The organism is Sneathiella sp., from assembly GCF_036960985.1.
GTDB lineage: Bacteria > Pseudomonadota > Alphaproteobacteria > Sneathiellales > Sneathiellaceae > Sneathiella.
Map to the genome: position 1 here is coordinate 15,138 of NZ_JBALWD010000009.1, position 23,780 is coordinate 38,917.

Genomic DNA, 23,780 nt, shown 5'->3' on the forward strand with positions numbered 1-23,780 from the left:
CTACCCAATAGACCACGTAGTGAAAGTACTCAAGATGCGCCGGCCCGATAAGATCATAGCAGATGCCAGTAAACAAAACTGGGTGGATCTGTATGCGCCAACGGCTGTTCAACCGTATTTGAAACTATCTCGCATCGATCGACCCATTGGCACTTGGCTATTATTATTTCCTGGCCTGTGGTCCATCGCCCTTGCCGCTCCCGTCGGCGAAATTCCGGATTTGCAACTTTTTGTCTTGTTCGGGATCGGCGCATTGGTCATGCGGGGCGCAGGTTGTACTCTCAACGATATTGCCGATAGAGATTTCGATGGGCAGGTCGAGCGAACCCGCAAACGCCCCCTACCCAGCGGCCAGGTTACACTTTTGCAAGCCTACCTCTGGCTCGCGTTTCAGTGCTTGGTCGGATTTTTGATCCTGATCCAGTTCAACTTGTTTGCCATATTACTTGGGGCTGCAAGCCTAATATTGGTCGCGATATATCCTTTTGCAAAACGCTTTACCTATTGGCCGCAGTTCTTTTTGGGCTTAGCGTTTAATTATGGGGCGCTTCTGGGCTGGGCCGCCGTCACCGGCAGCCTCGGATTGGCCCCGATTATTATGTATGTCGGCGGGATCGCCTGGACTTTGGGTTATGACACAATATACGCTCACCAAGACAAGGAAGACGATGTTCTGATTGGCATTAAATCTACTGCCCTCAAATTTGGCCAGAATACGAGAAGCTGGCTCATAGGTTTTTACACAATTACTCTCTTGGTCTTACTTGCTTGTGGGTATGTCGTCGGGCTCACCGCGCCATTTTATACGTTTTTGGCCGGTGCCGCGGTTCATTTAGTCTGGCAGATCAAGTCACTCGATATCGATGATGGTGAATTGTGTCTTGTCTTATTTAAATCCAACAAATTTTTTGGCACGATTGTTCTCCTTGGAATTATCGGCGGAAAATTTGCGGTTCCGTTCTAGACAAAGATAGGATTTTAGGTAGCCCCGAACTGGCTTCTACGCCATAGTTCACAGCAATCATAGCTTAAGGATTACGACGTTATGTCTTATGGATCACTCCGCGATTTTATGGCGCAACTGGAAACCGCGGGCAAGCTTGTCCGCGTTACGGAACCGGTATCAACTTATCTCGAGATGACGGAAATTCAGACCCGGCTGTTGGCTGAAGACGGTCCAGCTGTGCTCTTTGAAAATCCAGTGACGGAAACCGGCGAGAAAAGTCCAATGCCTGTCCTTGTTAATCTGTTTGGAACCGTTGATCGGGTTGCTATGGGAATGAACCGTGAACCGGAACAATTGCGAGAGGTTGGCGAGACGTTGGCGTTTCTACGACAGCCTGAACCCCCTGAGGGCTTACGCGAAGCTATGGGCATGTTACCCGTTTTAAAAACGGTAATGGCCATGCGCCCGAAAACAGTGAAATCCGCTCCGTGCCAGGAAGTTGTGCTCACGGGCGATGAAATTGATCTCGATATGCTGCCCATTCAAACATGCTGGCCCGGAGAGCCGGCGCCATTGATCACCTGGCCATTGGTTGTAACTAAAGGTCCCGGTTCCAGCAAATCGGATGATTTTAATCTCGGCATCTATCGGATGCAGAAGCTTTCAAAAAATCAAACCATTATGCGTTGGCTAAAGCATAGAGGGGGCGCCCAACATCATGCACGTTGGGGGCAGGAAAAAACAGACCCCCTCCCCGTTGCGGTCGTTATCGGCGCAGATCCGGGAACTGTCCTTGCGGCGGTCACGCCAATCCCCGACAATCTGTCAGAATATCAGTTTGCCGGCTTGTTACGCGGGGAAAAAGTGGAGCTGATTGACTGTAAAACCATTCCGCTCAAAGTCCCGGCCAGCGCAGAAATTATCCTGGAAGGCCACGTCTCTTTGGATGATTATCGTGATGAAGGTCCCTACGGGGATCATACAGGATACTATAATTCAGTCGAAACCTTTCCGGTTTTCACCATTACCGCTATTACCATGCGGAAAAAACCTATCTATTTGTCTACTTTTACTGGCCGGCCGCCGGATGAACCCAGCATATTGGGGGAAGCCTTAAACGAGCTTTTTATTCCGCTTATCCAGCAACAGTTTCCAGAAATCGTCGATTTCTGGTTACCGCCCGAGGGCTGCAGTTATCGTATCGCAGTTATTTCCATAAAAAAGGCTTATCCCGGACATGCCAAGCGGGTGATGATGGGTGCCTGGTCTTACTTGCGGCAATTTATGTACACGAAGTTTTTGATTATTGTTGATGACGACATTAACGCGCGGGACTGGAAGGATGTGATGTGGGCCATGTCCACGCGCATGGATCCGGTCCGTGATATCACCACTATTGAGCATACGCCCATTGATTATCTTGATTTCGCGTCTCCGGAATCAGGGCTAGGTGGCAAAATAGGCTTGGATGCAACGAATAAACTCCCGCCGGAAACCAAACGGGAATGGGGCGAGAAAATCCGTATGGATGACGCTACTATTGATAAAGTCGACAGCCTTTGGGGAAAACTTGGACTTCCCGGCAGCGGCAAAGATATTTGGAAATAGAGACCGTCGAGCCCACTATTTTTCCTGAAGAATATAGCGGCGATTGAGCGCCTGCGCGGGGCGATGATTATCTTTGTAAAGCAAGCTCAATGTCTCGATTTGCGCCTTGGAGGCGGTCAAAGTCTGTTTGTAAAGATGCCAGGTCACATTCTCGGTGCAAGGCGGCATCGTCAGGGACCCTTTATAGCGAAAAAACCGATTATCGACCGGGATCATTTGCATAGGGTCGATAATCAGGCTTCCTGACTTTTGACCTTTTGCAGAGGGCGCGTTATCCAATAAGGTTTGTAACGTCGTATTGGCCGGTCCTTCAAGAAAGAATACGCCCAGAATAAACAACTCGCCGCCGTCTGAGGCATGGACGAAATGTACCTCAAGCGGGAACTGACGACCATCAACAGTATGCCCGCTGCTGTGATGAAGACGCATCTCACCAAATTTGTAAGTTTTTCCCCCATAAAGCAAGCTGCCACCGATGCCTTGCGGCTCAACAGTAATATTATGACCATCATTGGTTACTGTCGGCTTGAATTGCTCCAGTTCCAGAAACAGTTCAGGCACATTTGCCGCGAAGGCATTTGAAGACTTTATGGCAACGGGGGATTGTTGGTTGCCGTCGCATGCATGAAATTGTGGACCAAGTTTCGACCATTGGCCTGGCCCGTTGCTTCCCGCATAGGCCCAATCGATTTCCGCGGCTTGAGCCCCAATAGATATTGGGCTGATAAGCACGGCGAAAAAAGCAGCAATAATCAATTGAAACAAGACAGATATCCTTAGGAATGTGCAAATTACTGTGACATATTATTTTCCAGAACACCCGATTTAGACTAGAAAGTCAAAATTACCAGTTATCCATGCGTTAGCGCCTTCCACTAGATTCCCGGTATCCTCCCGAATGACCTTCATTTCTGACCCCGTATTTTACTTGATTGCCATACCTGCAATTTTGTTAATTGGAATTTCCAAAGGCGGATTCGCCGGTTCCCTCGGGATTCTTGGAGTCCCGCTGATGGCGCTGATCATCCCACCCGTGCAAGCCGCTGCAATCATTCTGCCAATTTTGTGCTTTATGGATATTTTTGGTCTGCTGGCCTATCGCCGGACAGCCGATTGGCGGAATCTTTGGTGCCTCGTGCCAGGGGCGATCGTCGGAATATTGATCGGATATTTACTGTTCAATCACCTGAGCCCGAGTTTTATAAAAATACTTCTAGGTCTTATTTGCATTGTGTTTACGCTCAATCACTATTTGAACAAAAAAGCAGCGGATTACAAAACCAAGCCTAATTTCTATAAGGGCTCCTTCTGGGGCTCAATTGCTGGATTCACCAGTTTCGTTGCGCATGCTGGCGGTCCACCGTTACAGTTCTATATGCTCCCTCAAAAGATCGACAAGACACTTTTTGTTGGCACATCTGTCTGGTTCTTTTTCATCATCAACTACGCAAAACTCGTCCCCTACGGTCTTCTCGGTCAGTTTTCGACTGAAAACCTTGGCACGTCACTGGCGTTGGCGCCACTCGCACCATTTGGAATCTGGTTGGGGATAAAACTGCATAAAATGATCCCGGAAGTCATCTTCTACAGAATAGCCTACTTATTGGTACTCGTTACGGGCGGAAAACTGCTGTGGGATGGAATAAACGGAACATTTAGCGTTTTCTGATTCCCTTTTCGCCGCATGCCGCCTATTTATGAGAGAGTAAATTTTTTTTGCACAAGGTATCCATGCCCAAACAACTCAAAAATGAGCAAAACTCGCTCGCCATTCTCGATGACCTGATTCTACTTGCCCGCAAAAAAGGCGCCGAAGCAGCCGACGCGGTTCGAGTTCAGGGAGCTTCAACCAGTGTCACCGTGCGATTGGGTGAAACCGAAGAGGTCGAGCGGTCCGAAGCTCATGACCTTGGGCTAAGAGTCTTGATCGGCAAACAGCAGGCCTTTGTCTCCTCAAACGACGCCAAACCGGAAGTTCTGGAAGAGTTGGTCGACCGCGCGCTTGCGATGGCTCGAAACATGCCTGAAGACGAGTTTTGTGGCCTTGCCGATAAAAACCTGTTGGCGGCAGAGTATCCTGAGCTGGATCTGTATGATGATACTGAGCTTAGCGCTGAAGCCATTGTCGAGATGGCAAAAGAAGCTGAGGACGCGGCTCTTGCTGTCGACGGAGTTACCAATTCTGAAGGCGGCGGCGGGTCTTTTGGACATGCGTCAATCGCGCTTGCTACTTCAGACGGTTTTCGCGGTGCCTATTCCTCATCAAGTTTCTCCGTCAGTGCATCTGTTATCGCCGGCGAGGGTCTCGGCATGGAACGGGATTATGATTATGACAGCCAACGACATTTTTCTGAGTTGAAATCTGCGACGGATATTGGCCGCCGTGCCGGCGAGCGTGCGGTTAAACTACTGAACCCCAGAAAAATGCCAAGTGGTCAGGTGCCGGTGATTTTTGGCGATCGCGTTTCAAGCAGCATACTCGGCCATTTCGCCGGAGCTATTTCAGGCGCCTCCATTGCCCGTGGCACCAGCTTTTTGAAAGAAGAGATGGGCAACAAGATTTTTGCTGACGGGATCAATGTAATTGATGACCCACATCGGCGCCGCGGACCATCGTCAAAACCGTTCGATGGCGAGGGCGTCGCCAATGGAAGACTAGATTTAATCAAAGACGGCACACTGCAATGCTGGATCCTCAATTCTGCATCGGCCCAACAACTCGAACTTACAAGCAATGGCCGGGCTTCCCGCGGAACCGCCTCCCCTCCCGGAGCGTCAACGACCAACCTCTATATGGAAGCCGGTGATGTTTCTGTCACCGATCTCATAAAGGACATTAAGTCAGGTCTGTATATTACCAGTCTCATTGGATTTGGCATAAACGGGCTCACTGGCGATTATAGCCGCGGTGCGTCCGGCTTCTGGATCGAGGATGGTGAAATTCTTTTCCCGGTGTCTGAATTGACGGTCGCTGGAAATCTCAAACAGATGTTTCTGGATCTGACGGCTGCCGATGATCTTGAGTTCCGGCATGGCACCAACGCCCCGACACTTCGTATTGATGGCATGATGGTTGCCGGAACGTGACAGCTGGGTTTACACATGATCACGCGCTCGTCGCGGCCGCAGTGCGTGAAGCTGGCGATATCGCCCGTCGTTATTACAACGGCAATGTCGAAAGCTGGGAAAAAAAGCCGGGTGATCCGGTGAGCGAAGCTGACCTGGCCATCGATAGCTTTTTAAAGGAACGCCTTATGACAGCCCGGCCCGATTATGGCTGGTTGTCGGAAGAAACCGCAGATGATTCCTCTCGACTTGAAAAGTCCCGCGTGTGGGTTGTTGACCCCATTGACGGCACCCGTTCTTTCATCGCGAAGAAACCGGAATTTACCATATGTGCCGCATTAGTAGAAGATGGATTGCCAATCCTTGGCATTGTCTATAACCCCATCCTCGAAGAATTCTACGAAGCAGAATCCGGTCAAGGTGCGTTTTTGAACCATGAGAAAATTACCTGCAATACCCGAACTGATCTGGACGGCGCGACACTCCTGACCAGCCGCAAGACATTCGAATGGCACGGCTGGATAGAAGAGGTGCCTGGCGCTTCCTTCAGCCATGTGAACTCCATCGCTTATCGCATGGTGAAAGTGGCCTCCCGTCATGTGGATGCGTCCTTGTCGTTTGCGGCAAAAAGTGATTGGGATATCGCCGCGGCGGATATCATTCTTTCCGAAGCCGGCGGTTTGTCGACTACGACGTCCGGAGATCCGCATTTTTATAATCGGGATACTGTTGTGCATCGTAATGTAATTTCCTGCGGCAAATCACTGCATCCCCGGCTTATGGAAATGCTGACCAGTTTTGGCAATGAAAAAAAGAACTGAGTTTCTGGTGCATTCTATATCCGACAACTTGGAAAGAACCTTGAACTTCCCCATAATAATTGCTAAATGACCGGAACATCTGTAATTTGCCTTTAGGTTCCTTTCTAGTGCGAGAAGATGATCATGAAACTTAACAATAAGCTTATTCTTTCCATCCTGGTTCTCTCTCTTGCGGGTTTTGTCAGCGGCTGTGGAAACACATGGCGCGGCGTCAAAGAAGACACCAGCAAAACCATGGATAGTGCTGGCGACGCGGTTGTCAAAGCAGGCGAAAAAATAAAGTCAGAATAACCACCGGTTATACCCTCGTCTGACGGGGTGCAGAACGCCCGCGCTATGCGCTATTAGATTGCCTGCAATCAAGTCCGTAACACCCTGTAATTGATGGTTTTTTTATATTCAAATATGTAAATGAGTTTACGTATTCGCACACCGGATGCCCCATTCGGTAGCTACGAACGCAGATTTCTGCGATTTTCAAGAAAATTAGATAATTATCATGTAATAAAAACCGCAACCGATTCGAATCACCTAAAAATTGACTATATCTCAAAAAAAATTAACCATAGTTCCAATAATTAACCATAAAAATTAACCATAATATGCTGGATTTCCCACAATATTGCAGCTTTTTTTGTTAAATTTTTATGTAATTTTGAGGACCATACAACTAAGCGTTTTGCTTTAAAACAGCGTGATAATCATATTAAACAATGGGTTAGAAAGCATACCTGCCCTAAATAATCCACATTTCGCCACATTTACGCCACATTGACTGCTCCACAAGAGATTCATATTATAAGATTATTAGCGCGTCGACGCAGCGTGACTATTAACTTTTAGCGTCAATTCTATTAACGATTTCGATCTTCTAAAAGGGGAAATAAATATGAAATCTCTACTTAAAACAATGGCAGTAGCGACTGTTCTCGTTTTGACCGCAGCGACAGCACAAGCTGCGACAACAACGTACAATTTAGGTGGCAACGGTGCAGATGCCCTCTCCATGAGCTTCGGCGACTTAACAGTCACGGCGGGTTACAACCCAATACCTGGATCTCCTGCAAATGTAACACAAACAACTGGCGGACTGGGTGTAAACAATCATCACATAGACGATGATCGCGCAGATGGACGCTTTCGTGATGATGTCTTGTACCTTTCTTTCGGATCGGCAGTAGACTTGATAAGCGCAACTTTCACCAGTATCAGTGGAGATCGGTTCTCCTTCTGGGCTGATGTCGACGGCGATGGCCTGGAAAATGGTGAAAAATTTGGCACTCACCTTGATCCATCTGGTAGTACTTACACTTTCACAGGCTCCCTTTTGAAAAATGCTGCTTTGTTTGGGCTTGAAGCAGAACTTAGTGGCAGTGATTGGCGTTTGCAATCCATCACGGTTTCTGCCGTTCCGATTCCTGCCGCTTTACCACTTTTCGGTGCAGCACTTATCGGCATGGGCTTCCTGGCTCGTCGTAGAAAACAGAAAGCTTCTCTGCAAGCTTAATGTAAAAACTATCTACGGATAGACACGGAAACGGCGGTCCTCAGGGCCGCCGTTTTTCATTTTGATCTCATTCTTTTATTCAAAAATTAACAAAATATTTGTCTTCTTGCCCTAGCCTTTGACGAAATTATTTTCAAAGGGCAGAAATATAAAATTCTTCTCCGCGGGCGTAGCCGCCCTCTCATTAGTGCAGAACTTCCCCGCAACGCTCTAATTAGCAGCGAGAAATACAGGCCGCAAAATCCTGTAATTACCGCTCCTTTCGAGATCTGATAAGCAGCTTTCCCGCAGCCCACTCGGACCACGAGCCGGAGAAGCCATTGATCCCCATCAGCTTCTGATAAAATCAGGCAATTGGAATATAGAAAACTACGGCCGCTTCGAATCACTAAAAAAAATTAACTATATTCAATAATAATTAACCATAGTAACCAAAAATTAACTATGTAAAATAACCATGAATTGTTGTATTTTCCACAATATTTACACATTTTTTGTTAAATTTTTATGTATAATTGATGGTTTAGGTGCTGAGCCAATTGCGCCATTTTATCAGATATATGTTATAAATCAACGACTTGACTGGCACTCTTGCCTTAAATAGTACACATTTACGCCACCTTGACGTGCCCCCATCAGGTTCATATTATACGATTAGTTAGTATTCTGGCGCAGTGCACCAATTAACTTTTGCGCCAAATTTTTTACGGTTACGAACTTTTACAAGGGGTAATATATTATGAAATCTTTCTTTACAGCAGCCGCAGTAGCGGGTGTTCTCGCTTTTGCAGCAACAACTGCACAAGCAGCCGTTTACGATCTTACTGGAGGCAATGCTACACAAGGATCCTTTACGGTAAATGATCTGACAATTACATCAGGTAGAGCGATAAACCCGTCCGGACAAGGATACAACAATGCCTATGTTCAGGATTCAGGTAATGTAACCAGAAATACTAATGGTATGGGTGTTCGCAGCGCCGGTGATGGTTCAGGTGAAGTTGATGGATACGGCAACGACGACGTATTGATTTTTTCTTTCGATTCAGCCGTCAAGCTTATCAGTGCTGAATTCACTAACGTAGATTATGATGTTTTCACATTGTGGTTTGATGACGACGGAAACGGTAGCCTATATGGAGATCGCGTAGGAACCGGCAACCCAGGCGACCCGTTTGGAGGTCTCTATACGTTTACTTCAGATTATATTGGCACGTTATTTGGATTTGGCGCAGAAAGCTCAAACGACTATTGGCGTGTAGCTTCAATCACTGCAAATTCAATATCTGCAGTTCCAGTTCCAGCCGCTCTGCCGCTCTTCGGTGCAGCACTTCTTGGTATGGGTTTCTTGGCACGTCGTAGAAAACAGAAAGCTGCTCTGCAAGCATAATATACAAACTATCTACGGATAGACGCGGAAACGGCGGTCCTTCTGGGCCGCCGTTTTTCATTTTGATCTCATTCTTTTATCCAAAAATTAACAAAATATTTGTCTTCTTGCTCTAACCTTTGACGAAATTATTTTCAAAGGGCAGAGACATGAAATTCTTCTCAGCGGGCTTAGCCGCCCTCTTATTATTTACCGCTCCAGCTGAAGCGTCAACGGTTTTTGATTTACGCGACAAGGGCGGATGGTCGAATAGCTTTGATTTCAGTGAAGATGGTATTGGCCTTTCCGTATTTACGGGCCGTCAGGATGGCAGCAATGTTACCACCAATGCCAATGACTGGTTGTATCAATCCAACGGCAACGGCTTGGGTATGTATTCTCATGGAAACGGTAAGAATAAAGAAATTGATGGGAAAAATGCCAACGAAGCTGTTCAGTTCCTTTTTGATACCGCGGTGCAACTTGTCAGCATCACCTTTGGTAAAGTCGACGGCAATGATGACTTTGACTTTTATTTCGATGATGGTAGCGGATTAACCGAACAACAGGATGATATTGATATTCCCAACGGTGGAAAATTCTCCTTCGCTGATCTCTGGATCGGCACGCTGTTTGGTATTGGCGCCGATGGCCAGCACGATAACTTTACAATCAAGAAAATCGAAGTCGCGGCTGTTACTGCCGTCCCGCTTCCCGCCGCTTTTCCTCTCTTTGGCGCGGCCCTGCTCGGTATCGGATATATGGCGCGCCGTCGCCGGACGCGAGCGAAACAGCAATAATCTAATTAGGAAATTCCATAAGGGGCGGGCTTCGGTTCGCCCCTTTAGTTTTTAGGCATCGCACCCAGCAAAAGTTCGGGATCCAACCGCTCTTTAAACCAGTTGAGGCGCCAATCCAGATGTGCGCCGGTGGCCCGTCCAGTTTTACCAATCTCGCCGATTTTTGTGCCCTGACGAACAAAATCGCCTACTTTCACATCCAACTTGCTTAAATGCGAATAGACCGAGACTAGGCCATGGCCGTGATCGATCATGACGGTCCCCCCTGTGTAAAAGAGATCTTCTTCAACCATTTTCACCTTGCCATCAGTCGACGCCATGATTGGCGTACCTACTGGCGCCGCCACATCCAAACCAAAATGCGGACGTTTGGGAATATCGTTTAAGATCCGCTGGCTGCCATAGACACCGCTTACCCGTCCGATCGCCGGCCATTGCCATCCGGACAGGTACCATTCCTCTTCGGTATCGACGGCTCGCAATCGGGCAATCTCGCCATTCTCTTTACGAATACGCTTCAAGAATTTCTCACTCGGTGTCACCTTGGATGGTGGTAAGCCTTTTAAGCGTTCTGTCGGATAGCTGCGTTTTTCAATTTTCAGGACGCGGCGTTCCACTTCTCCGGTTGGCAGTTCCACGGTCAGGGTCGCTGTCTCTTTGAAATCCCGGCCAAAACCGAACACAAATCGCCCTGATCCAGCTACTCGAACGGTCGTTCCCGCGAATACAACTTTGGCATCTGGATCTGTTTTACCAAAGATCAGTCCACCCTGTTTGAAATGGCCTTCCAGCTCCACCGGTGCCGCCCAGGCGAGCGCGGGAAACAATACTAAACCGAGTACCAAGCCGAGCCGTATCATAGAAGTTGCCCCTGTTGTGACGGAGGTTTTGCTGCTTTTGACTTTTTAGCAGGCGTTCCTCCCTTACCAAAGACAGCATCGGCCTTGCCATCTTCGAATTCAACAGAGACGCTCCGGCCTGCTTCTGCGGATTTAACCGATGACAACGGCTTACCGCCCTCATCCCAGACAATACTATATCCTCTTTTCAGAACCCGCCTGAACGAGAGGCTTTCCAGCAACCGGCTAACGGCTGCGACGTTATCCTGTGCCCGCTCCTGCTTAACCTTGATAGCCCGCCCCATTCGTCCGTCAAAATTCGCGAGCTGGTCCGTATAATTTCGAATACCACGCTCCAAAATTTGCGGCCGCAAGCGCGCTTCTGCAGATCCGAATTTCTGGGTTTTAACGGCAAGACCGTTCAACATGGATTGACGGAGCCTGTTGTCTAGATGATCCAGATGCTGCGTTTTGTCGGCAATGAAGGAATTAGGATCCCGCAATCCCCGCACCAACCCCACCAGCCGCTCCTGTTTTTCGGAAATAGACCGGCTCAGGCTTTGCTTGGCCCGGCGTTCCAGGTCCTCCACAAAAGCCAGCAACTCGGACCGCACCGGTACCGCCATTTCGGCTGCTGCCGTGGGCGTCGGCGCCCGCTGATCTGACACATAATCGATAAGGGTCGTGTCCGTCTCATGGCCCACCGCGGAAATCAGCGGGATTTTACTCTCCGCCGCCGCACGCACAACGTCTTCTTCATTAAAGGCCCATAGATCTTCAAGGCTGCCGCCGCCACGGGCGACAATAATCAGATCAGGCCGCGGGACATCCTGCCCTCTTTCAAGAGTGTTGAATCCGCGAATGGCCGCTGCAATCTGCGCGGCGGCGGTCTCGCCTTGCACCAGAACCGGCCAAAGCAGGACATGGGTTGGAAACCGATCTCGCAAACGATGCAAGATATCGCGAATAACCGCACCAGTGGGGGAGGTTACCACGCCAATAATTTTTGGAATATACGGCAAAGACTGCTTGCGCTCTGGATCAAACAATCCTTCTGCCGCAAGTTTTTTCTTCCGCTCTTCGAGAAGCGCCATTAAGGCGCCAACACCGGCGGGCTCCATACGTTCGATCACAATCTGATATTTGGAGCGACCGGGATATGTGGTGAGTTTGCCCGTGCAAATAACCTCAAGCCCATCTTCGGGCCGGAATGATAATTTTTGTGCCGTACCCCGCCACATTATTCCATCAAGAACAGCCTTGTCGTCTTTAAGGGCTAGATAAACATGGCCGGAGGCCGCACGCTTCAAACCGGAAATTTCCGCCCGGACGCGAACATGTCCAAAAGCATCTTCAACAGTCCGCTTAAGAGATCCACTTAATTCTGAAACGGTATATTCGTGAATATTGGAGCTATCGTTTTGGAAATTTTCTGACACTATTCGCCTACAAGGTTATTTTGCTGCGCGGCGCGCTATGCTACAAACTCTACACCGTCCATTGGGCGCGGTGAAATACTAAATTTATGCGGAATGAAATGAATATACTGGTAATCGGCTCTGGAGGCCGTGAACACGCACTTTGTTGGTCCCTCAGCAAATCCCCCTTAATCGATACACTTTACTGTGCGCCTGGTAACGGCGGGGTCGAAGAGGTTGCGACATGTGTGCCGATAGCTGTCGATGATATTCCGGCCATTCTGGAATTTTGCGAAACCCAGAATATTGGATTCGTCGTTGTCGGTCCGGAACTACCGCTGGTCCTCGGCCTGGTGGACGCTTTGAGCGCTGCAGGCATCCAGTCCTTCGGCCCCACATCCGCCGCCGCCGCTTTAGAAGGGTCTAAAGGCTTTATGAAAGACCTTTGTCGGGATTTCAACATTCCAACGGCAGCCTATGCCAGATTTACCAACGCGGAATCAGCCAAGGAATATGTTGAGGGCCAATCCCTTCCCATTGTTATCAAAGCCGATGGATTGGCAGCTGGCAAGGGTGTGATTATTGCGGAAACCATGGCAGTGGCGACGACTACCATCGATGATATTTTCGGCGGTCTTTTCGGCGGCGCCGGCGCCGAAATTATCGTTGAAGAGTTCATGGTCGGGGAAGAAGCCAGTTTTTTTGTTCTCACGGACGGCGAAAGTATCCTTCCCCTCGCCACCGCGCAGGACCATAAACCCGTCGGTGACGGCGATACCGGTCCGAACACTGGCGGTATGGGGGCATACTCCCCTGCCCCCGTGATGACCGAAGAAATCACTACGGCGACAATCGAACAGATTATCAAGCCGACGGTTGACGCCATGAAATCGCGCGGCACACCGTTTACTGGCGTTCTTTATGCGGGCCTTATGATTACCGCAACAGGACCCAAACTCATCGAATATAATGTTCGTTTTGGCGATCCGGAATGCCAAGTGCTCTGCGCTCGATTGGACAGTGATTTACTCCCGGCGCTTATGGCAACAGCAACGGGTAAATTACCAAATGTCGAGCTTAAATGGAAACAAGACGCCGCCCTTACTGTTGTCATGGCAGCGAATGGGTATCCTGATGCTTACGAAAAAAATACTGTCATAAATGGCCTGCCCGACGCCAACAGCATTGAGGATGTTACAGTCTTTCATGCTGGCACCCAAAAGCAAGCTGAAAAGATATTAGCCATTGGCGGGCGTGTCCTCGGTATCACAGCAACAGGAAAAACCATTAAACAAGCACAAGAAAAAGCGTATAGTGGCGTTACATCAATTAATTGGCCCCAAGGTTTCTGCCGATCTGATATAGGTTGGCGGGCGGTAGACCGGGAGTATCGGGACCAATAACCAAAAGAAGAGGCATAAATGTCCGAACAAGAAGGCCAGTTTTCTGGCACCATGGAAGTCCGTGAACGGCACAAATTTGAAGTCGGTGTGCTGGAAACCTATTTGAAAAGTAATATCGCCGGATTCCACGGCCCGCTAGAGGTTGCGCAATTCAAAGGCGGCCAATCCAACCCCAGCTATATGCTGACGACCCCGTCGAAAAAATATGTCCTTCGCCGCAAACCACCCGGCAAGCTGCTCCCGTCTGCCCATGCTGTGGATCGCGAATATAGAGTAATAACCGCCTTAAGTAATACTGCCGTACCCGTACCTAAAACCTATTGCCTGTGCGAAGATGAAAACGTCATCGGAACCATGTTCTACGTCATGGAATTCATGGATGGTGATATCGAATGGGATCCGGCTCTCTCCGGTTATTCAAAAGCCAATCGGGTCGGCGTATTTGACAGTATGAACGCCAGCATGGCGGCTTTGCATATGGTTGACTATAAGTCAGTTGGTCTCGAAACTTTTGGCAAACCCACTGAATATCTGGCTCGTCAGATCAGCCGATGGACCAAGCAATATAGGGCGTCAGAAACCGAGACAATCGATGCCATGGATAAATTGATGGAATGGTTGCCGGAGAATATTCCCTCTGGCGAGGAAACCGCAATTGTACATGGCGATTACCGCCTTGATAATACGGTATTGGACAAAGAATCTCATAACGTCATCGCAATTCTGGATTGGGAACTGGCAACTTTGGGCCATCCTTTGGCGGACTTCTCCTATCATTGTATGACCTGGCGCCTGGAACCTGAACTGTTTCGCGGTTTGAAAGGTCTAGATTTGCCCGCGTTAGGTATTCCAACGGAAGAGCAATATGTTGAAGCTTATTGCCAACGCACAGGCCGGGAAAGCATTGAAAATTGGGACTTCTACGCCGCTTATAACATGTTTCGCCTCGCTGCGATTTTGCAGGGGATTGTCGGGCGCATTAAGGACGGGACAGCCTCCAACAAAAATGCAGCCGATGTCACTCAACGTGTCAAGCCTCTCGCCAAAAGAGGCTGGGAGCAAGTTGAAAAAATTATCAAGGGCGCTTAACCGCCTCGCTTTATAAAAAATAAAAAGAACAAGACAGGATAAACTATGAGCGATGGCACGGAAATCATTCCCGTCCGAGAGGTACATCAATTTAATGAAGGCGCCTTATTTGACTATTTGACAGAAAATATTGACGGGTTTTCAGGACCGCTGTCAATCAGCCAGTTCCAAGGCGGCCAATCCAATCCGACATTTTTGCTGCAAACTGCAAATCAGGATTATGTCATGCGCAAAAAACCGCCGGGCGTTTTACTCCCGTCGGCGCATGCTGTAGATCGTGAGTACAAAGTCATCTCCGCGCTACAGGATACAAATGTACCTGTCCCCCGAACCTTCTGTTTATGCGAAGATCCTGACATAATTGGAACAGCATTCTATGTGATGGAAAAAATTGAGGGACGGGTTATTCGCTCACCCGAGATACCAGATATGTCACCGTCCGAACGGGCGGCCACTTATGACGCCATGAATGATGCTTTAGCCCGAATGCATTCCGTCGATGTGAATGCGGTCGGACTTTCGGATTTCGGCAAGAAAGGTAGTTATTTCGAACGACAGATAGGACGGTGGAGCAAACAATACAGGGCTTCCGAGACAGATAATCTGGAAATGATGGAAAATCTTATCAGCTGGCTTCCGGCAAATTTACCGGCCAGCGATGAAACATCAATTGTCCATGGCGATTATCGGCTGGAGAATATGATCCTGCATCCGACTAAGCCAGAAGTATCAGCGATTTTGGACTGGGAGTTATCAACCCTTGGCCATCCTTTGTCAGATCTTGCATATAATTGCGCACCATACCATTTTATCCATCCAAAAAGTGGTGGGTTAGTGAATATGGATTTTGCCGCGACCGGCATTCCGACGGAACAGGCCTATGTGGATGCTTATTGTAAACGGACGGGGCGAGAGGGTATCGACAACTGGGAATTTTACGTGGCCTTTTCATTCTTCCGATTGGCCGCCATTGTCCAAGGCGTTTATAAAAGAGGACTTGATGGCAATTCAAGTTCGAAAGTCGGGCAAGAATACGCGACCTTTGCAAATATGTTAGCAACACGTGGCTGGCAGCAGGTCGAAAGCGTGCAATAACTGGTCGCCTTTAAGATCATCAAGCAATAATTTAGCGATTATCGTCATTTTAGCTACCGGAATTTGAAGTGTTTTCGACACAGCTTCTCGGGAGGAAATGACGATGTCGCAAGAGTCCTATTCTCATCCACGTAAAATTGGCCCCAAAGGCGATTTTTCACTTAAGCCTGATGGAACACCTGATGACAATGATCGGGTCGAAATTGGCCCCACTCAGTTAGCGTTTGATGAATGGGCTGACGCCGGCCTGGAAATTCCCAACTTGCCTCGTATGCGAGAACAACGTTTGGCGCGCCTGGCAAAAGCGTTGAGGGATCGCGATTATGGCGGAATCTTACTATATGATCCTCTCAATGTGCGCTTTGCCTCTGACACAACGAACATGCAGTTATGGGCGTCCCATAACCCGTTTCGCGCCTGTTTTGTCTCCGCCGATGGATATATGGTGATCTGGGATTTTAAAAATGAGGATTTGCTGACAGCCTTTAACCCTTTGGTAAAAGAAACGCGCAGCGGTGCCTCTTTCTTCTATTTTACCAAAGGCGACAAAACCGAGTATTACGCTAATAAATTTGCCGGTGAAATCGACGAGCTGATGCGCGCCCATGCAGGTGGCAATCGTCGGTTGGCCGTTGATAAAATTCAAATCCAGGGACTGCGTGCGCTCGAAGCAGTGGGTCTGGAGATTTTCGAAGGCGAAGAGGTCACAGAAAAAACCCGCGCGGTGAAACAGGATGAAGAAATCAAGGCCCTTAAATGCGCTGTCCACGCCTGTGAAATGTCTATGTATGAAATGCAGCACATGGCGCGACCAGGCCTGACCGAGAATGATGTATGGGCCGTCCTACATGCAGAAAATATCCGGCGCGGCGGGGAATGGATTGAAACCCGTATTCTCGCATCTGGACCGCGTAGTAATCCGTGGTTCCAGGAATGCGGGCCGCGGGTAATCGGCAATAATGAACTGCTGGCATTCGATACGGACATGGTGGGATGTTTCGGCATGTGTTCCGATATATCCCGCACCTGGTTTCTGGGCGATGGCATACCCACAGATGAGCAAAAGCATCTGTATCAACACGCTGTTACTCACATTCAGGAAAATATGAAACTGTTGGGGCCGGGCGTTCTCTTTAAGGACATTGTCCACGGAGGTCATTTTCTAGCACCGGAATTTGTATCGTCTCGATATTCCGTCAAAATGCACGGTGTTGGGCTCTGTGATGAATGGCCTCATATTGCATATCCTGAAGATTATGATGAGGGGGCATTCGAGTATGCCTGCGAACCTGGCATGGTGTTTTGCGTTGAAGCCTATGTCGGCGCCAAAGGCGGTAACGAAGGTGTAAAGTTAGAAGAGCAGGTTCTCATTACCGAAGATGGTTTCGAGAACATGACCAACTATCCATTCGAGGAAATTTTGCTGAGTTAGCCTTATTGCTCGGCTGACTCAATTCTAAGATTCGCCCAGCGCTTGACACATTCTGTTGGCTCTAAAACCAAACCCGCCGTGTCTCCGAGACCTGATATCGGTTTCATTCCGCTATAGGCGACGAGGTCCTGGGTCAGCCACTCACAGGGATCCAGGCTTTCGTATTGGTACAAAAAACCAGCCACGACAACAATAATGCCCAGCATGATCCAACCTAGTAATTTAATCATTTTTCGTTAGCCCAGTTAATCGATCTTTCTCAGGAACACGCCTGTATATAGGAAATTAGGGTGGAACGCCTAACAAAAACTGTACCAGCGGCAGGAGTAGACAAAAAAGAAAGCTTCCGTCGTTTCGGAAGCTTTCCCTTTGATTTTATATGATAATTTTCTGATTAATCGAACTCAGTCATATTTCTTCAATTCCAGGCGACCGATCTGATTACGATGCACCTCGTCCGGCCCATCGGCCAGACGCAATGTCCGTGAATGGGCATAGGCTTCAGCGAGACCGAAGTCTTCACTTACCCCGCCACCACCATGTGCCTGAATTGCCCAATCGATAATTTTACCGGTGATAGTCGGAGCGACCACCTTGATCATGGCGATTTCTGCTTTAGCTGCCTTATTGCCAACAGTGTCCATCATGTAAGCCGCTTTCAGGGTCAGCAAACGGGCCTGCTCGATCATGGCACGGGATTCTGCAATCCGCTCCAAGGTAACAGTTTGCTCCGCAACTGGCTTACCGAAAGCCACCCGTGACTTCACACGGATACACATTTTTTCCAAGGCCCGTTCCGCGACACCGATCTGGCGCATACAATGATGGATGCGGCCCGGGCCAAGACGCCCTTGTGCAATTTCAAAACCACGGCCTTCGCCGAGCAGAATATGATCTGCCGGAACGCGCACGTCTTTGAATTCGACTTCCGCATGCCCATGCGGTGCGTCATCATATCCGAACACAGGCAAGAAACGTTTAACATCAATACCCGGCGTATCCATGGGCACAACGATCATGGATTGCTGAGTATACATAGAAGCCGTCTTGTCGGTCTTCCCCATGAAAATCAGAACCTTACAGCGCGGATCGCAAGCGCCGGAAGTCCACCATTTGGTGCCGTTGATGACATATTCGTCGCCGTCACGGGTTATATCTGATTCAATATTGGTGGCGTCTGACGAGGCAACAGCCGGTTCCGTCATGGCAAAAGCCGAGCGAATTTCACCGTTCAATAATGGCTTCAACCAACGGTCCTTCAGCTCTTCATTGGCGTAGCGTTCGAACACTTCCATATTACCGGTATCTGGCGCCGAGCAATTGAAAACTTCCGGTGCAAAAGTTACCCGCCCCATAATTTCACATAGTGGCGCATATTCCAGATTGGTCAGACCGGCGCCCCGGTCACTTTCCGGCAAGAATAGGTTCCAAAGACCGGCGGCTTTCGCTTTTACTTTCAGATCCTCGATGATCTGTGTGGGCTCCCACCGATCACCCTGGTTAACTTGTTCTTTAAAGACATGTTCGTTCGGATACACATGTTCATCCATAAAGGACTGAACACGGTCCTGCAGTTCTTTCACTTTGTCTGAATATTCGAAGATCATAGCGATTTCCTTTTTTGTTTTTATTGATTTACTAGGTTTTTAATTTCCTAGCGTCGCGCCTGAAAAAAAGTCTTCAAGAGCGCCGCTGATTTTGTTTCCTGAATGCCCCCATATATCTCCGGTTTATGACGACAAGAGGGCTGATCAAAAATTCGGGCGCCATATTCTACCCCGCCCCCTTTGGGATCATAGGCCCCAAAGTATAACCGGCGAATGCGGGCCAAAGAGATTGCCGCGGCGCACATGGGACACGGTTCCAAGGTGACATACATATCGCAAGTCACCAGTCTTTCACTACCGACCATATTCCCTGCGGCCCGAATTGCAAGCATTTCGGCATGGGCAGTGGGATCGTGGCGGCCGACCATCTGATTGCCGCTATTGGCAACAACACGGCCGGTTTTGGTATCGACAATCACCGCCCCCACAGGGACTTCATTGCGGTTTGCCGCCAATTCCGCAGAATTCAGGGCCATTTCCATATAATCGACAAGTTCGTAATCCATGATCGCAACCTCGCAAGATGAGGCCCAACCGTCAAGGCTGAACAGGGTCTCGTGAAAATTAATTTTCGTCCAAACCAACAGGATTATTGAGTTGTTAAGTCAGGAGGACTAAAAGGAAGCATGACTATTCCTCTTATTGGCATCACCCTCGATTCCGAAGATCCGGGTGGCTATTCAAATATGCCGTGGTACGCCCTTCGGCAAAATTATGCGGATGTTATCACTGCCAGCGGCGGATTGCCGCTTGCCCTGCCGCATGAGCCCGATCAGGTCGACGCCTATCTGGAGAAGCTGGATGGCCTTGTGGTGACCGGCGGCGCGTTTGATGTTGATCCAAGTATGTTCGGTGCAACCACCCGGCATGATACGGTCGTCACCAAGGATCGGCGGACCGAGTTTGAAAAAAATATGGCACAAGCCATGCTGGACGCAGACAAGCCCGTCCTTGGTATTTGCGGCGGTCAGCAACTCTTGCATGTTATTTTAGGCGGAACCCTCATCCAGCATATCCCCGATGAAGTTGACGATGCCCTCGCCCATGAGCAGCCCAATCCGCGGACGGAAGCCGGACATGATGTGGCGGTTGTCCCAGGGACATTATTACATCGTATTGTTGGAACAGAAACACTGGACGTCAATAGCGCCCACCATCAAGCGGCCAAAGATATCAGTGATAATATTACAGTAAATGCCGTCGCACCTGACGGCGTCATTGAAGGTATTGAAGATAACCGATATAAGTTCTGCCTTGGTGTCCAATGGCACCCGGAGTATCTTATATCAGATGGCGACAAACAGATACTTGACGCATTTATCGCCGCATGTGAAACCAACCAATGACCGATACTGAAATCAAGAAAGAACGGATTGCCAAACGTATGGCCCGCGCCGGATTATGCTCTCGCCGGGAAGCCGAGCGCTGGATCGAAGACGGACGGGTCACGGTCAATGGCAAGAAACTCGATACACCAGCCTTCACCGTATCCGAACGTGACTATATTATGGTCGATGGCAAGGATATCCCCAAGACGGAACGACCACGGTTATGGCGCTACCATAAACCACAAGGACTGGTCACCAGCCACAGCGACGAAAAAGGCCGGGATACGGTTTTTGATAAATTACCGGATGAGCTACCCCGTGTTATTTCAGTCGGCCGCCTAGATCTCAATTCGGAAGGTTTACTGCTGCTCACCAATGATGGTGAGCTGGCCCGCAAGCTCGAACTCCCGGCGACCGGCTGGAAGCGCAAATACCGGGTGCGCGTGCATGGCCATCCACGCGAATCTGATATAGTGAAACTCGGTAAGGGCCTGACCATCGAAGGCGTCCGCTATGATGCCATCGAGGCAACGATTGACAGTGCAAAAGGCGCCAATTCCTGGATGACCATTTCACTGCGCGAGGGCAAAAATCGGGAAATTCGGAAAGTCATGGAGCATCTCGGCTATACGGTCTCCCGTCTGATCCGCGTCTCCTACGGGCCGCTTCTCCTGGGTGATCTCAAGGCCGAGGCTGTTGAAGAGGTGAAATCAAAAATTCTCCGCGACCAAATGGGTGTGGAGAAATTCGAAGAAGCCGAAGAGTTGCTTCAACCCGGACAACGACCACCGCGCGGCAAGCGCGGCGACAATGCCAAAAAACCGTCGAAAACAGACGTTCCTAAAATGGACGAAAAGAAACGGCGAACCTTGAAAGCGCGATCTTCCTCAAAAAGAGTACGATAATGCGCATCGTTGGGGGTGATTTTCGTGGCAAGAAACTCATCTTGCCCACAGACCAGCGAATTCGCCCCACATCCGACAGAACCCGGGAAAGCCTTTTTAACATCCTTGGCCATGATTCAGATTGCCGGACGGACAAGGGCCCGCTTCCCATTGGCGCGCGCGTTCTTGACATTTTTGCCGGCACGGGAGCTTTGGGATTAGAGGCTCTCTCGCGCGGTGCAAGCCATGTCACCTTTATGGATAATCACCCAGACAGCCAAAGACTGCTGCGGGAGAATGTCCAGCATTTCAATGCGGGCCGATCGGCCGATATTCTCCAGCGCGATGGTAGCAATCCGGGCCACCCGGGAACGCCCTATGATCTGATCCTCATGGATCCCCCCTATAATCAGAACCTTGTAGAACCTTGTGTCCGTTCTTTGTTGGCGAATGACTGGCTTCGAGATGGCGCTGTTCTAGTGATAGAACTGGCGGCCAAGGAAGCCTATACGCCTCCATCTGAATTTACGCTGATAAAGGACAGAAAATACGGGGCCGCACGGCTTGTCTTTTTGAAACTCCTCTAGGGTCAGGATCCTAGCGATCAATATGACGGTACTTTGCAAATTGCGCGTCGATCAACGCCAGCCTTTCGTCAAAAGACGGTAATTTCGAAAAATCCAGCAACGGTTCGATCAAGGGATCGAAGGCGCGGTTCTGAAATTCAAGCGATAAACTCAATCTTGGACCTGACGCGTCTGCCGTGTACTCACCTCCCCAATGATATAGATCCTGTGCCCAACCAAGTACCGATCCTGCCCGGGCAGGCAAGGCGACACCCTTTGTCAAATCTATCTCATCAGATCCCGTCTGCGCGGTCCGTGGAAGGACGTACATACCGCCATTTTCAGGTGTCGTATCGGTAAGGGGCAGCCAAAGAGAGAGGCTCATTAAAATTTTGTCGCCGCCAATATCAAACACCGTATCCGCATCACAATCACGATGTGGCGACCAGCCCGCCTCACCGGGCGCCGCAAGATGCCAGGCCCAAAGGTTGGGAAGGATCGCATATTTATCCCCCAGAAAATGCCCAATTAAATGCGTCAGTCGATGGAACAGGTGCCAGGGCTGATCATAGAGATAGATATATACGGGAGGAATTTTCTCGTCCCGAAAATGCAAAAGCGCGTTCCGCACAGGCACCAATTCCGCTTCTGTAAAGACGGGAGGCATTTGAAAATACCCCTCGTCATGGAGCGCACTTGCCAAACGCTCCTTGTCCGTGTCCAGAAAAACCAGCGGCGGGGGTGATCCGTCAGTGCCAACCGTTAATCCCGGTGCCAGCTTAAGCCAAGCCTCTTTCCCCAGGGGTTTACGCATATTGACCCGCGACAAAACCTGATGACCACGCCCATTGAAAATTATATCCGCCTAGAAACCCTGTCACATCAACAGCCTCGCCGATAAAATATAATCCCGGCGCTTTTTTCGCTTCCATGGTTTTCGAACTCAATTCCGCTGTGCTGACACCTCCAACTGTAACTTCGGCCTTTCGATACCCCTCCGATCCGTTGGGGGTGATTTCAACCTGCTTAAGGGACGCGACAATATTTCCGATCACTTTGTCGGAGCAATTTCCTATTTCCGGCGCAGTAACCAAGTCTCCCAACAGCTTTGGGATCAATCGGCTCGCCAGATACTCCGACAGGATTTTGACCATGTGCGATTTTGGGTGTTGTTGCCGCAAATCCTTCAGATGGCTTTCCAGATCCAAATCAGGCAAGAAATCAATTATGAGGGACTGGCCAAGCTGCCAAAACGACGAGATTTGGAGAATAGCCGGGCCGCTTAAGCCGCGATGAGTAAAGAGCAAGTTCTCCCGGAAACGGGTTTTTTGGCAGCGAATTTCCACATCGGCAGAAATCCCGGCAAGGCCGGCGAACCGCTCCATATCCGCCGCTTCAAACGTCAAGGGCACCAACCCGGGGCGGGGCGTCGCCAGGTCCAGGTCAAAAGCAGCGGCCACCCGATAGGCAAAATCGTTGGCACCCATTTTTGGAATGGATAACCCGCCGCTGGCGATGACCACGCTCTGGGCAGTAATCACCTGATCCCCGGCCATAATCTCAAACAATTCCCCGCGCTTTTTGATTTTATCGGCGCCGGCATCGCACCATATCGCAACATTGGCACGTTCGCAGGCCGTTTCCAGCATCTGTATTATCTGGGACGCGCTGCTGTCACAAAAAAGCTGTCCGAGTTTTTTCTCGTGATAGGCAATGCCGTCGGCTTCGACCATGGCAATAAAGTCGGATTGGGTGAATTGCCGCAAGGCGGACTTACAAAAATGCTTATTCTGTGAGACGAACCGGTCCGGGGCCGCAAACATGTTGGTAAAATTGCAGCGGCCACCACCGGAGATCAGTATTTTCTGCCCGGTTTTTCGCGCTTTTTCCAAAATCAGCACCCGGCGCCCGCGCCGACCAGCTTCTATACCGCACATCAGTCCCGCCGCACCGGCACCGATGATGACAACATCAAAATTTTGAGATGATCCGGCGGACATTA

Annotated in this window: 24 protein-coding genes; 16 read left to right on the plus strand and 8 right to left on the minus strand. The window is 49.5% G+C overall.

Translation table 11 applies throughout. The annotated features are described in order from the left end of the window. Positions 1–19 precede the first annotated feature (19 nt). Positions 20–964 (plus strand): 4-hydroxybenzoate octaprenyltransferase, encoded by a 945-nt coding sequence (gene ubiA, locus V7723_RS06935; protein ID WP_335683720.1) that lies wholly within the window; start codon positions 20–22, stop codon positions 962–964. Positions 965–1,045: 81 nt separating this feature from the next. Next, positions 1,046–2,554 carry a UbiD family decarboxylase gene (locus V7723_RS06940; RefSeq protein WP_335683721.1) on the plus strand — a complete coding sequence of 503 codons (1,509 nt, stop codon included), beginning with the start codon at positions 1,046–1,048 and terminating at the stop codon, positions 2,552–2,554. A 15-nt stretch (positions 2,555–2,569) separates the two neighbouring features. Here the strand turns inward: V7723_RS06940 and V7723_RS06945 are convergent, their stop codons facing one another. Further along, positions 2,570–3,319 carry a carbonic anhydrase gene (locus V7723_RS06945; RefSeq protein WP_335683722.1) on the minus strand — a complete coding sequence of 250 codons (750 nt, stop codon included), beginning with the start codon at positions 3,317–3,319 and terminating at the stop codon, positions 2,570–2,572. A gap of 133 nt (positions 3,320–3,452) precedes the next feature. Here V7723_RS06945 and V7723_RS06950 point away from each other — a divergent pair, with 133 nt between their 5' ends. The 7 genes from V7723_RS06950 (at position 3,453) to V7723_RS06980 (ending at position 10,117) form a co-directional block, all read left to right on the plus strand. Further along, positions 3,453–4,223 (plus strand): sulfite exporter TauE/SafE family protein, encoded by a 771-nt coding sequence (locus V7723_RS06950; protein ID WP_335683723.1) that lies wholly within the window; start codon positions 3,453–3,455, stop codon positions 4,221–4,223. 62 nt (positions 4,224–4,285) lie between these two features. After that, positions 4,286–5,641 (plus strand): TldD/PmbA family protein, encoded by a 1,356-nt coding sequence (locus V7723_RS06955; RefSeq protein ID WP_335683724.1) that lies wholly within the window; start codon positions 4,286–4,288, stop codon positions 5,639–5,641. After that, a complete protein-coding gene (locus V7723_RS06960) occupies positions 5,638–6,441 on the plus strand; it encodes a 3'(2'),5'-bisphosphate nucleotidase CysQ (protein ID WP_335683725.1) in 804 nt (267 codons plus the stop codon). The genes V7723_RS06955 and V7723_RS06960 overlap by 4 nt, the downstream gene beginning before the upstream one ends. Before the next feature lie 123 nt (positions 6,442–6,564). Further along, positions 6,565–6,732 (plus strand): hypothetical protein, encoded by a 168-nt coding sequence (locus V7723_RS06965; RefSeq protein ID WP_335683726.1) that lies wholly within the window; start codon positions 6,565–6,567, stop codon positions 6,730–6,732. 598 nt (positions 6,733–7,330) lie between these two features. Then, positions 7,331–7,948: a VPLPA-CTERM sorting domain-containing protein gene (locus V7723_RS06970; RefSeq protein WP_335683727.1), complete on the plus strand. Its 618-nt coding sequence runs from the start codon at positions 7,331–7,333 to the stop codon at positions 7,946–7,948. Positions 7,949–8,687: 739 nt separating this feature from the next. Next, positions 8,688–9,338 (plus strand): VPLPA-CTERM sorting domain-containing protein, encoded by a 651-nt coding sequence (locus V7723_RS06975; RefSeq protein ID WP_335683728.1) that lies wholly within the window; start codon positions 8,688–8,690, stop codon positions 9,336–9,338. 149 nt (positions 9,339–9,487) lie between these two features. Then, entirely contained in the window at positions 9,488–10,117 is a 630-nt protein-coding gene (locus V7723_RS06980; protein WP_335683729.1) for a hypothetical protein, read from the plus strand. Between the two features lie 44 nt (positions 10,118–10,161). Here the strand turns inward: V7723_RS06980 and V7723_RS06985 are convergent, their stop codons facing one another. Continuing rightward, entirely contained in the window at positions 10,162–10,977 is an 816-nt protein-coding gene (locus V7723_RS06985; RefSeq protein ID WP_335683730.1) for a M23 family metallopeptidase, read from the minus strand. Beyond that, positions 10,974–12,395 (minus strand): exodeoxyribonuclease VII large subunit, encoded by a 1,422-nt coding sequence (xseA, locus tag V7723_RS06990; RefSeq protein ID WP_335683731.1) that lies wholly within the window; start codon positions 12,393–12,395, stop codon positions 10,974–10,976. The genes V7723_RS06985 and xseA overlap by 4 nt, the downstream gene beginning before the upstream one ends. A 98-nt stretch (positions 12,396–12,493) precedes the next feature. Here xseA and purD point away from each other — a divergent pair, with 98 nt between their 5' ends. The 4 genes from purD (at position 12,494) to dddP (ending at position 17,393) form a co-directional block, all read left to right on the plus strand. Beyond that, positions 12,494–13,777 (plus strand): phosphoribosylamine--glycine ligase, encoded by a 1,284-nt coding sequence (purD, locus tag V7723_RS06995; RefSeq protein WP_335683732.1) that lies wholly within the window; start codon positions 12,494–12,496, stop codon positions 13,775–13,777. Between the two features lie 18 nt (positions 13,778–13,795). Further along, positions 13,796–14,866, plus strand: a complete 1,071-nt coding sequence (locus tag V7723_RS07000) for a phosphotransferase family protein (RefSeq protein WP_335683733.1) — start codon at positions 13,796–13,798, stop codon at positions 14,864–14,866. 45 nt (positions 14,867–14,911) lie between these two features. Continuing rightward, a complete protein-coding gene (locus V7723_RS07005; RefSeq protein WP_335683734.1) occupies positions 14,912–15,961 on the plus strand; it encodes a phosphotransferase in 1,050 nt (349 codons plus the stop codon). A gap of 103 nt (positions 15,962–16,064) precedes the next feature. Further along, on the plus strand, positions 16,065–17,393 hold the full coding sequence (gene dddP / locus V7723_RS07010; protein WP_335683735.1) for a dimethylsulfonioproprionate lyase DddP: 1,329 nt from the start codon (positions 16,065–16,067) through the stop codon (positions 17,391–17,393). A 2-nt stretch (positions 17,394–17,395) separates the two neighbouring features. Here dddP and V7723_RS07015 read toward each other — a convergent pair whose 3' ends face one another. The 3 genes from V7723_RS07015 to V7723_RS07025 form a co-directional block, all read right to left on the minus strand. Then, positions 17,396–17,623 carry a hypothetical protein gene (locus V7723_RS07015; RefSeq protein ID WP_335683736.1) on the minus strand — a complete coding sequence of 76 codons (228 nt, stop codon included), beginning with the start codon at positions 17,621–17,623 and terminating at the stop codon, positions 17,396–17,398. A 174-nt stretch (positions 17,624–17,797) separates the two neighbouring features. Beyond that, a complete protein-coding gene (locus tag V7723_RS07020) occupies positions 17,798–19,000 on the minus strand; it encodes an acyl-CoA dehydrogenase family protein (RefSeq protein ID WP_335683737.1) in 1,203 nt (400 codons plus the stop codon). A 47-nt stretch (positions 19,001–19,047) separates the two neighbouring features. After that, positions 19,048–19,506: a nucleoside deaminase gene (locus V7723_RS07025; protein WP_335683738.1), complete on the minus strand. Its 459-nt coding sequence runs from the start codon at positions 19,504–19,506 to the stop codon at positions 19,048–19,050. Between the two features lie 120 nt (positions 19,507–19,626). On the opposite strand from V7723_RS07025, the gene V7723_RS07030 reads away from it, so the two are divergent. The 3 genes from V7723_RS07030 to rsmD are packed head-to-tail and all read left to right on the plus strand — an operon-like array spanning position 19,627 to position 21,799. Beyond that, positions 19,627–20,346, plus strand: a complete 720-nt coding sequence (locus V7723_RS07030; protein WP_335683739.1) for a gamma-glutamyl-gamma-aminobutyrate hydrolase family protein — start codon at positions 19,627–19,629, stop codon at positions 20,344–20,346. Next, the gene (locus V7723_RS07035) at positions 20,343–21,233 is read left to right on the plus strand and encodes a pseudouridine synthase (RefSeq protein ID WP_335683740.1); all 891 of its coding nucleotides are present in this window, start codon (positions 20,343–20,345) and stop codon (positions 21,231–21,233) included. Before V7723_RS07030 ends, V7723_RS07035 begins: the two co-directional genes overlap by 4 nt. Continuing rightward, complete coding sequence (rsmD, locus tag V7723_RS07040) at positions 21,233–21,799, plus strand: 16S rRNA (guanine(966)-N(2))-methyltransferase RsmD (protein WP_335683741.1); 567 nt, start codon at positions 21,233–21,235, stop codon at positions 21,797–21,799. The genes V7723_RS07035 and rsmD overlap by 1 nt, the downstream gene beginning before the upstream one ends. Positions 21,800–21,809: 10 nt before the next feature. Here rsmD and V7723_RS07045 read toward each other — a convergent pair whose 3' ends face one another. Beyond that, complete coding sequence (locus V7723_RS07045; protein ID WP_335683742.1) at positions 21,810–22,592, minus strand: phytanoyl-CoA dioxygenase family protein; 783 nt, start codon at positions 22,590–22,592, stop codon at positions 21,810–21,812. Next, positions 22,585–23,778: an NAD(P)/FAD-dependent oxidoreductase gene (locus V7723_RS07050; protein ID WP_335683743.1), complete on the minus strand. Its 1,194-nt coding sequence runs from the start codon at positions 23,776–23,778 to the stop codon at positions 22,585–22,587. The genes V7723_RS07045 and V7723_RS07050 overlap by 8 nt, the downstream gene beginning before the upstream one ends. Positions 23,779–23,780 lie beyond the last annotated feature (2 nt).

Excerpts from the sequence above, each read along its gene's own strand:
- V7723_RS06940 (WP_335683721.1), top strand. The coding sequence starts at position 1,046 with ATGTCTTATGGATCACTCCGCGATTTTATGGCGCAACTGGAAACCGCG.
- V7723_RS06950 (WP_335683723.1), top strand. The coding sequence starts at position 3,453 with ATGACCTTCATTTCTGACCCCGTATTTTACTTGATTGCCATACCTGCA.
- V7723_RS06955 (WP_335683724.1), top strand. The coding sequence starts at position 4,286 with ATGCCCAAACAACTCAAAAATGAGCAAAACTCGCTCGCCATTCTCGAT.
- V7723_RS06965 (WP_335683726.1), top strand. The coding sequence starts at position 6,565 with ATGAAACTTAACAATAAGCTTATTCTTTCCATCCTGGTTCTCTCTCTT.
- V7723_RS06970 (WP_335683727.1), top strand. The coding sequence starts at position 7,331 with ATGAAATCTCTACTTAAAACAATGGCAGTAGCGACTGTTCTCGTTTTG.
- V7723_RS06975 (WP_335683728.1), top strand. The coding sequence starts at position 8,688 with ATGAAATCTTTCTTTACAGCAGCCGCAGTAGCGGGTGTTCTCGCTTTT.
- V7723_RS06980 (WP_335683729.1), top strand. The coding sequence starts at position 9,488 with ATGAAATTCTTCTCAGCGGGCTTAGCCGCCCTCTTATTATTTACCGCT.
- V7723_RS06985 (WP_335683730.1), bottom strand. The coding sequence starts at position 10,977 with ATGATACGGCTCGGCTTGGTACTCGGTTTAGTATTGTTTCCCGCGCTC.
- purD (WP_335683732.1), top strand. The coding sequence starts at position 12,494 with ATGAATATACTGGTAATCGGCTCTGGAGGCCGTGAACACGCACTTTGT.
- V7723_RS07000 (WP_335683733.1), top strand. The coding sequence starts at position 13,796 with ATGTCCGAACAAGAAGGCCAGTTTTCTGGCACCATGGAAGTCCGTGAA.
- V7723_RS07005 (WP_335683734.1), top strand. The coding sequence starts at position 14,912 with ATGAGCGATGGCACGGAAATCATTCCCGTCCGAGAGGTACATCAATTT.
- dddP (WP_335683735.1), top strand. The coding sequence starts at position 16,065 with ATGTCGCAAGAGTCCTATTCTCATCCACGTAAAATTGGCCCCAAAGGC.
- V7723_RS07015 (WP_335683736.1), bottom strand. The coding sequence starts at position 17,623 with ATGATTAAATTACTAGGTTGGATCATGCTGGGCATTATTGTTGTCGTG.
- V7723_RS07020 (WP_335683737.1), bottom strand. The coding sequence starts at position 19,000 with ATGATCTTCGAATATTCAGACAAAGTGAAAGAACTGCAGGACCGTGTT.
- V7723_RS07025 (WP_335683738.1), bottom strand. The coding sequence starts at position 19,506 with ATGGATTACGAACTTGTCGATTATATGGAAATGGCCCTGAATTCTGCG.
- V7723_RS07030 (WP_335683739.1), top strand. The coding sequence starts at position 19,627 with ATGACTATTCCTCTTATTGGCATCACCCTCGATTCCGAAGATCCGGGT.
- V7723_RS07035 (WP_335683740.1), top strand. The coding sequence starts at position 20,343 with ATGACCGATACTGAAATCAAGAAAGAACGGATTGCCAAACGTATGGCC.
- rsmD (WP_335683741.1), top strand. The coding sequence starts at position 21,233 with ATGCGCATCGTTGGGGGTGATTTTCGTGGCAAGAAACTCATCTTGCCC.
- V7723_RS07045 (WP_335683742.1), bottom strand. The coding sequence starts at position 22,592 with ATGCGTAAACCCCTGGGGAAAGAGGCTTGGCTTAAGCTGGCACCGGGA.
- V7723_RS07050 (WP_335683743.1), bottom strand. The coding sequence starts at position 23,778 with ATGTCCGCCGGATCATCTCAAAATTTTGATGTTGTCATCATCGGTGCC.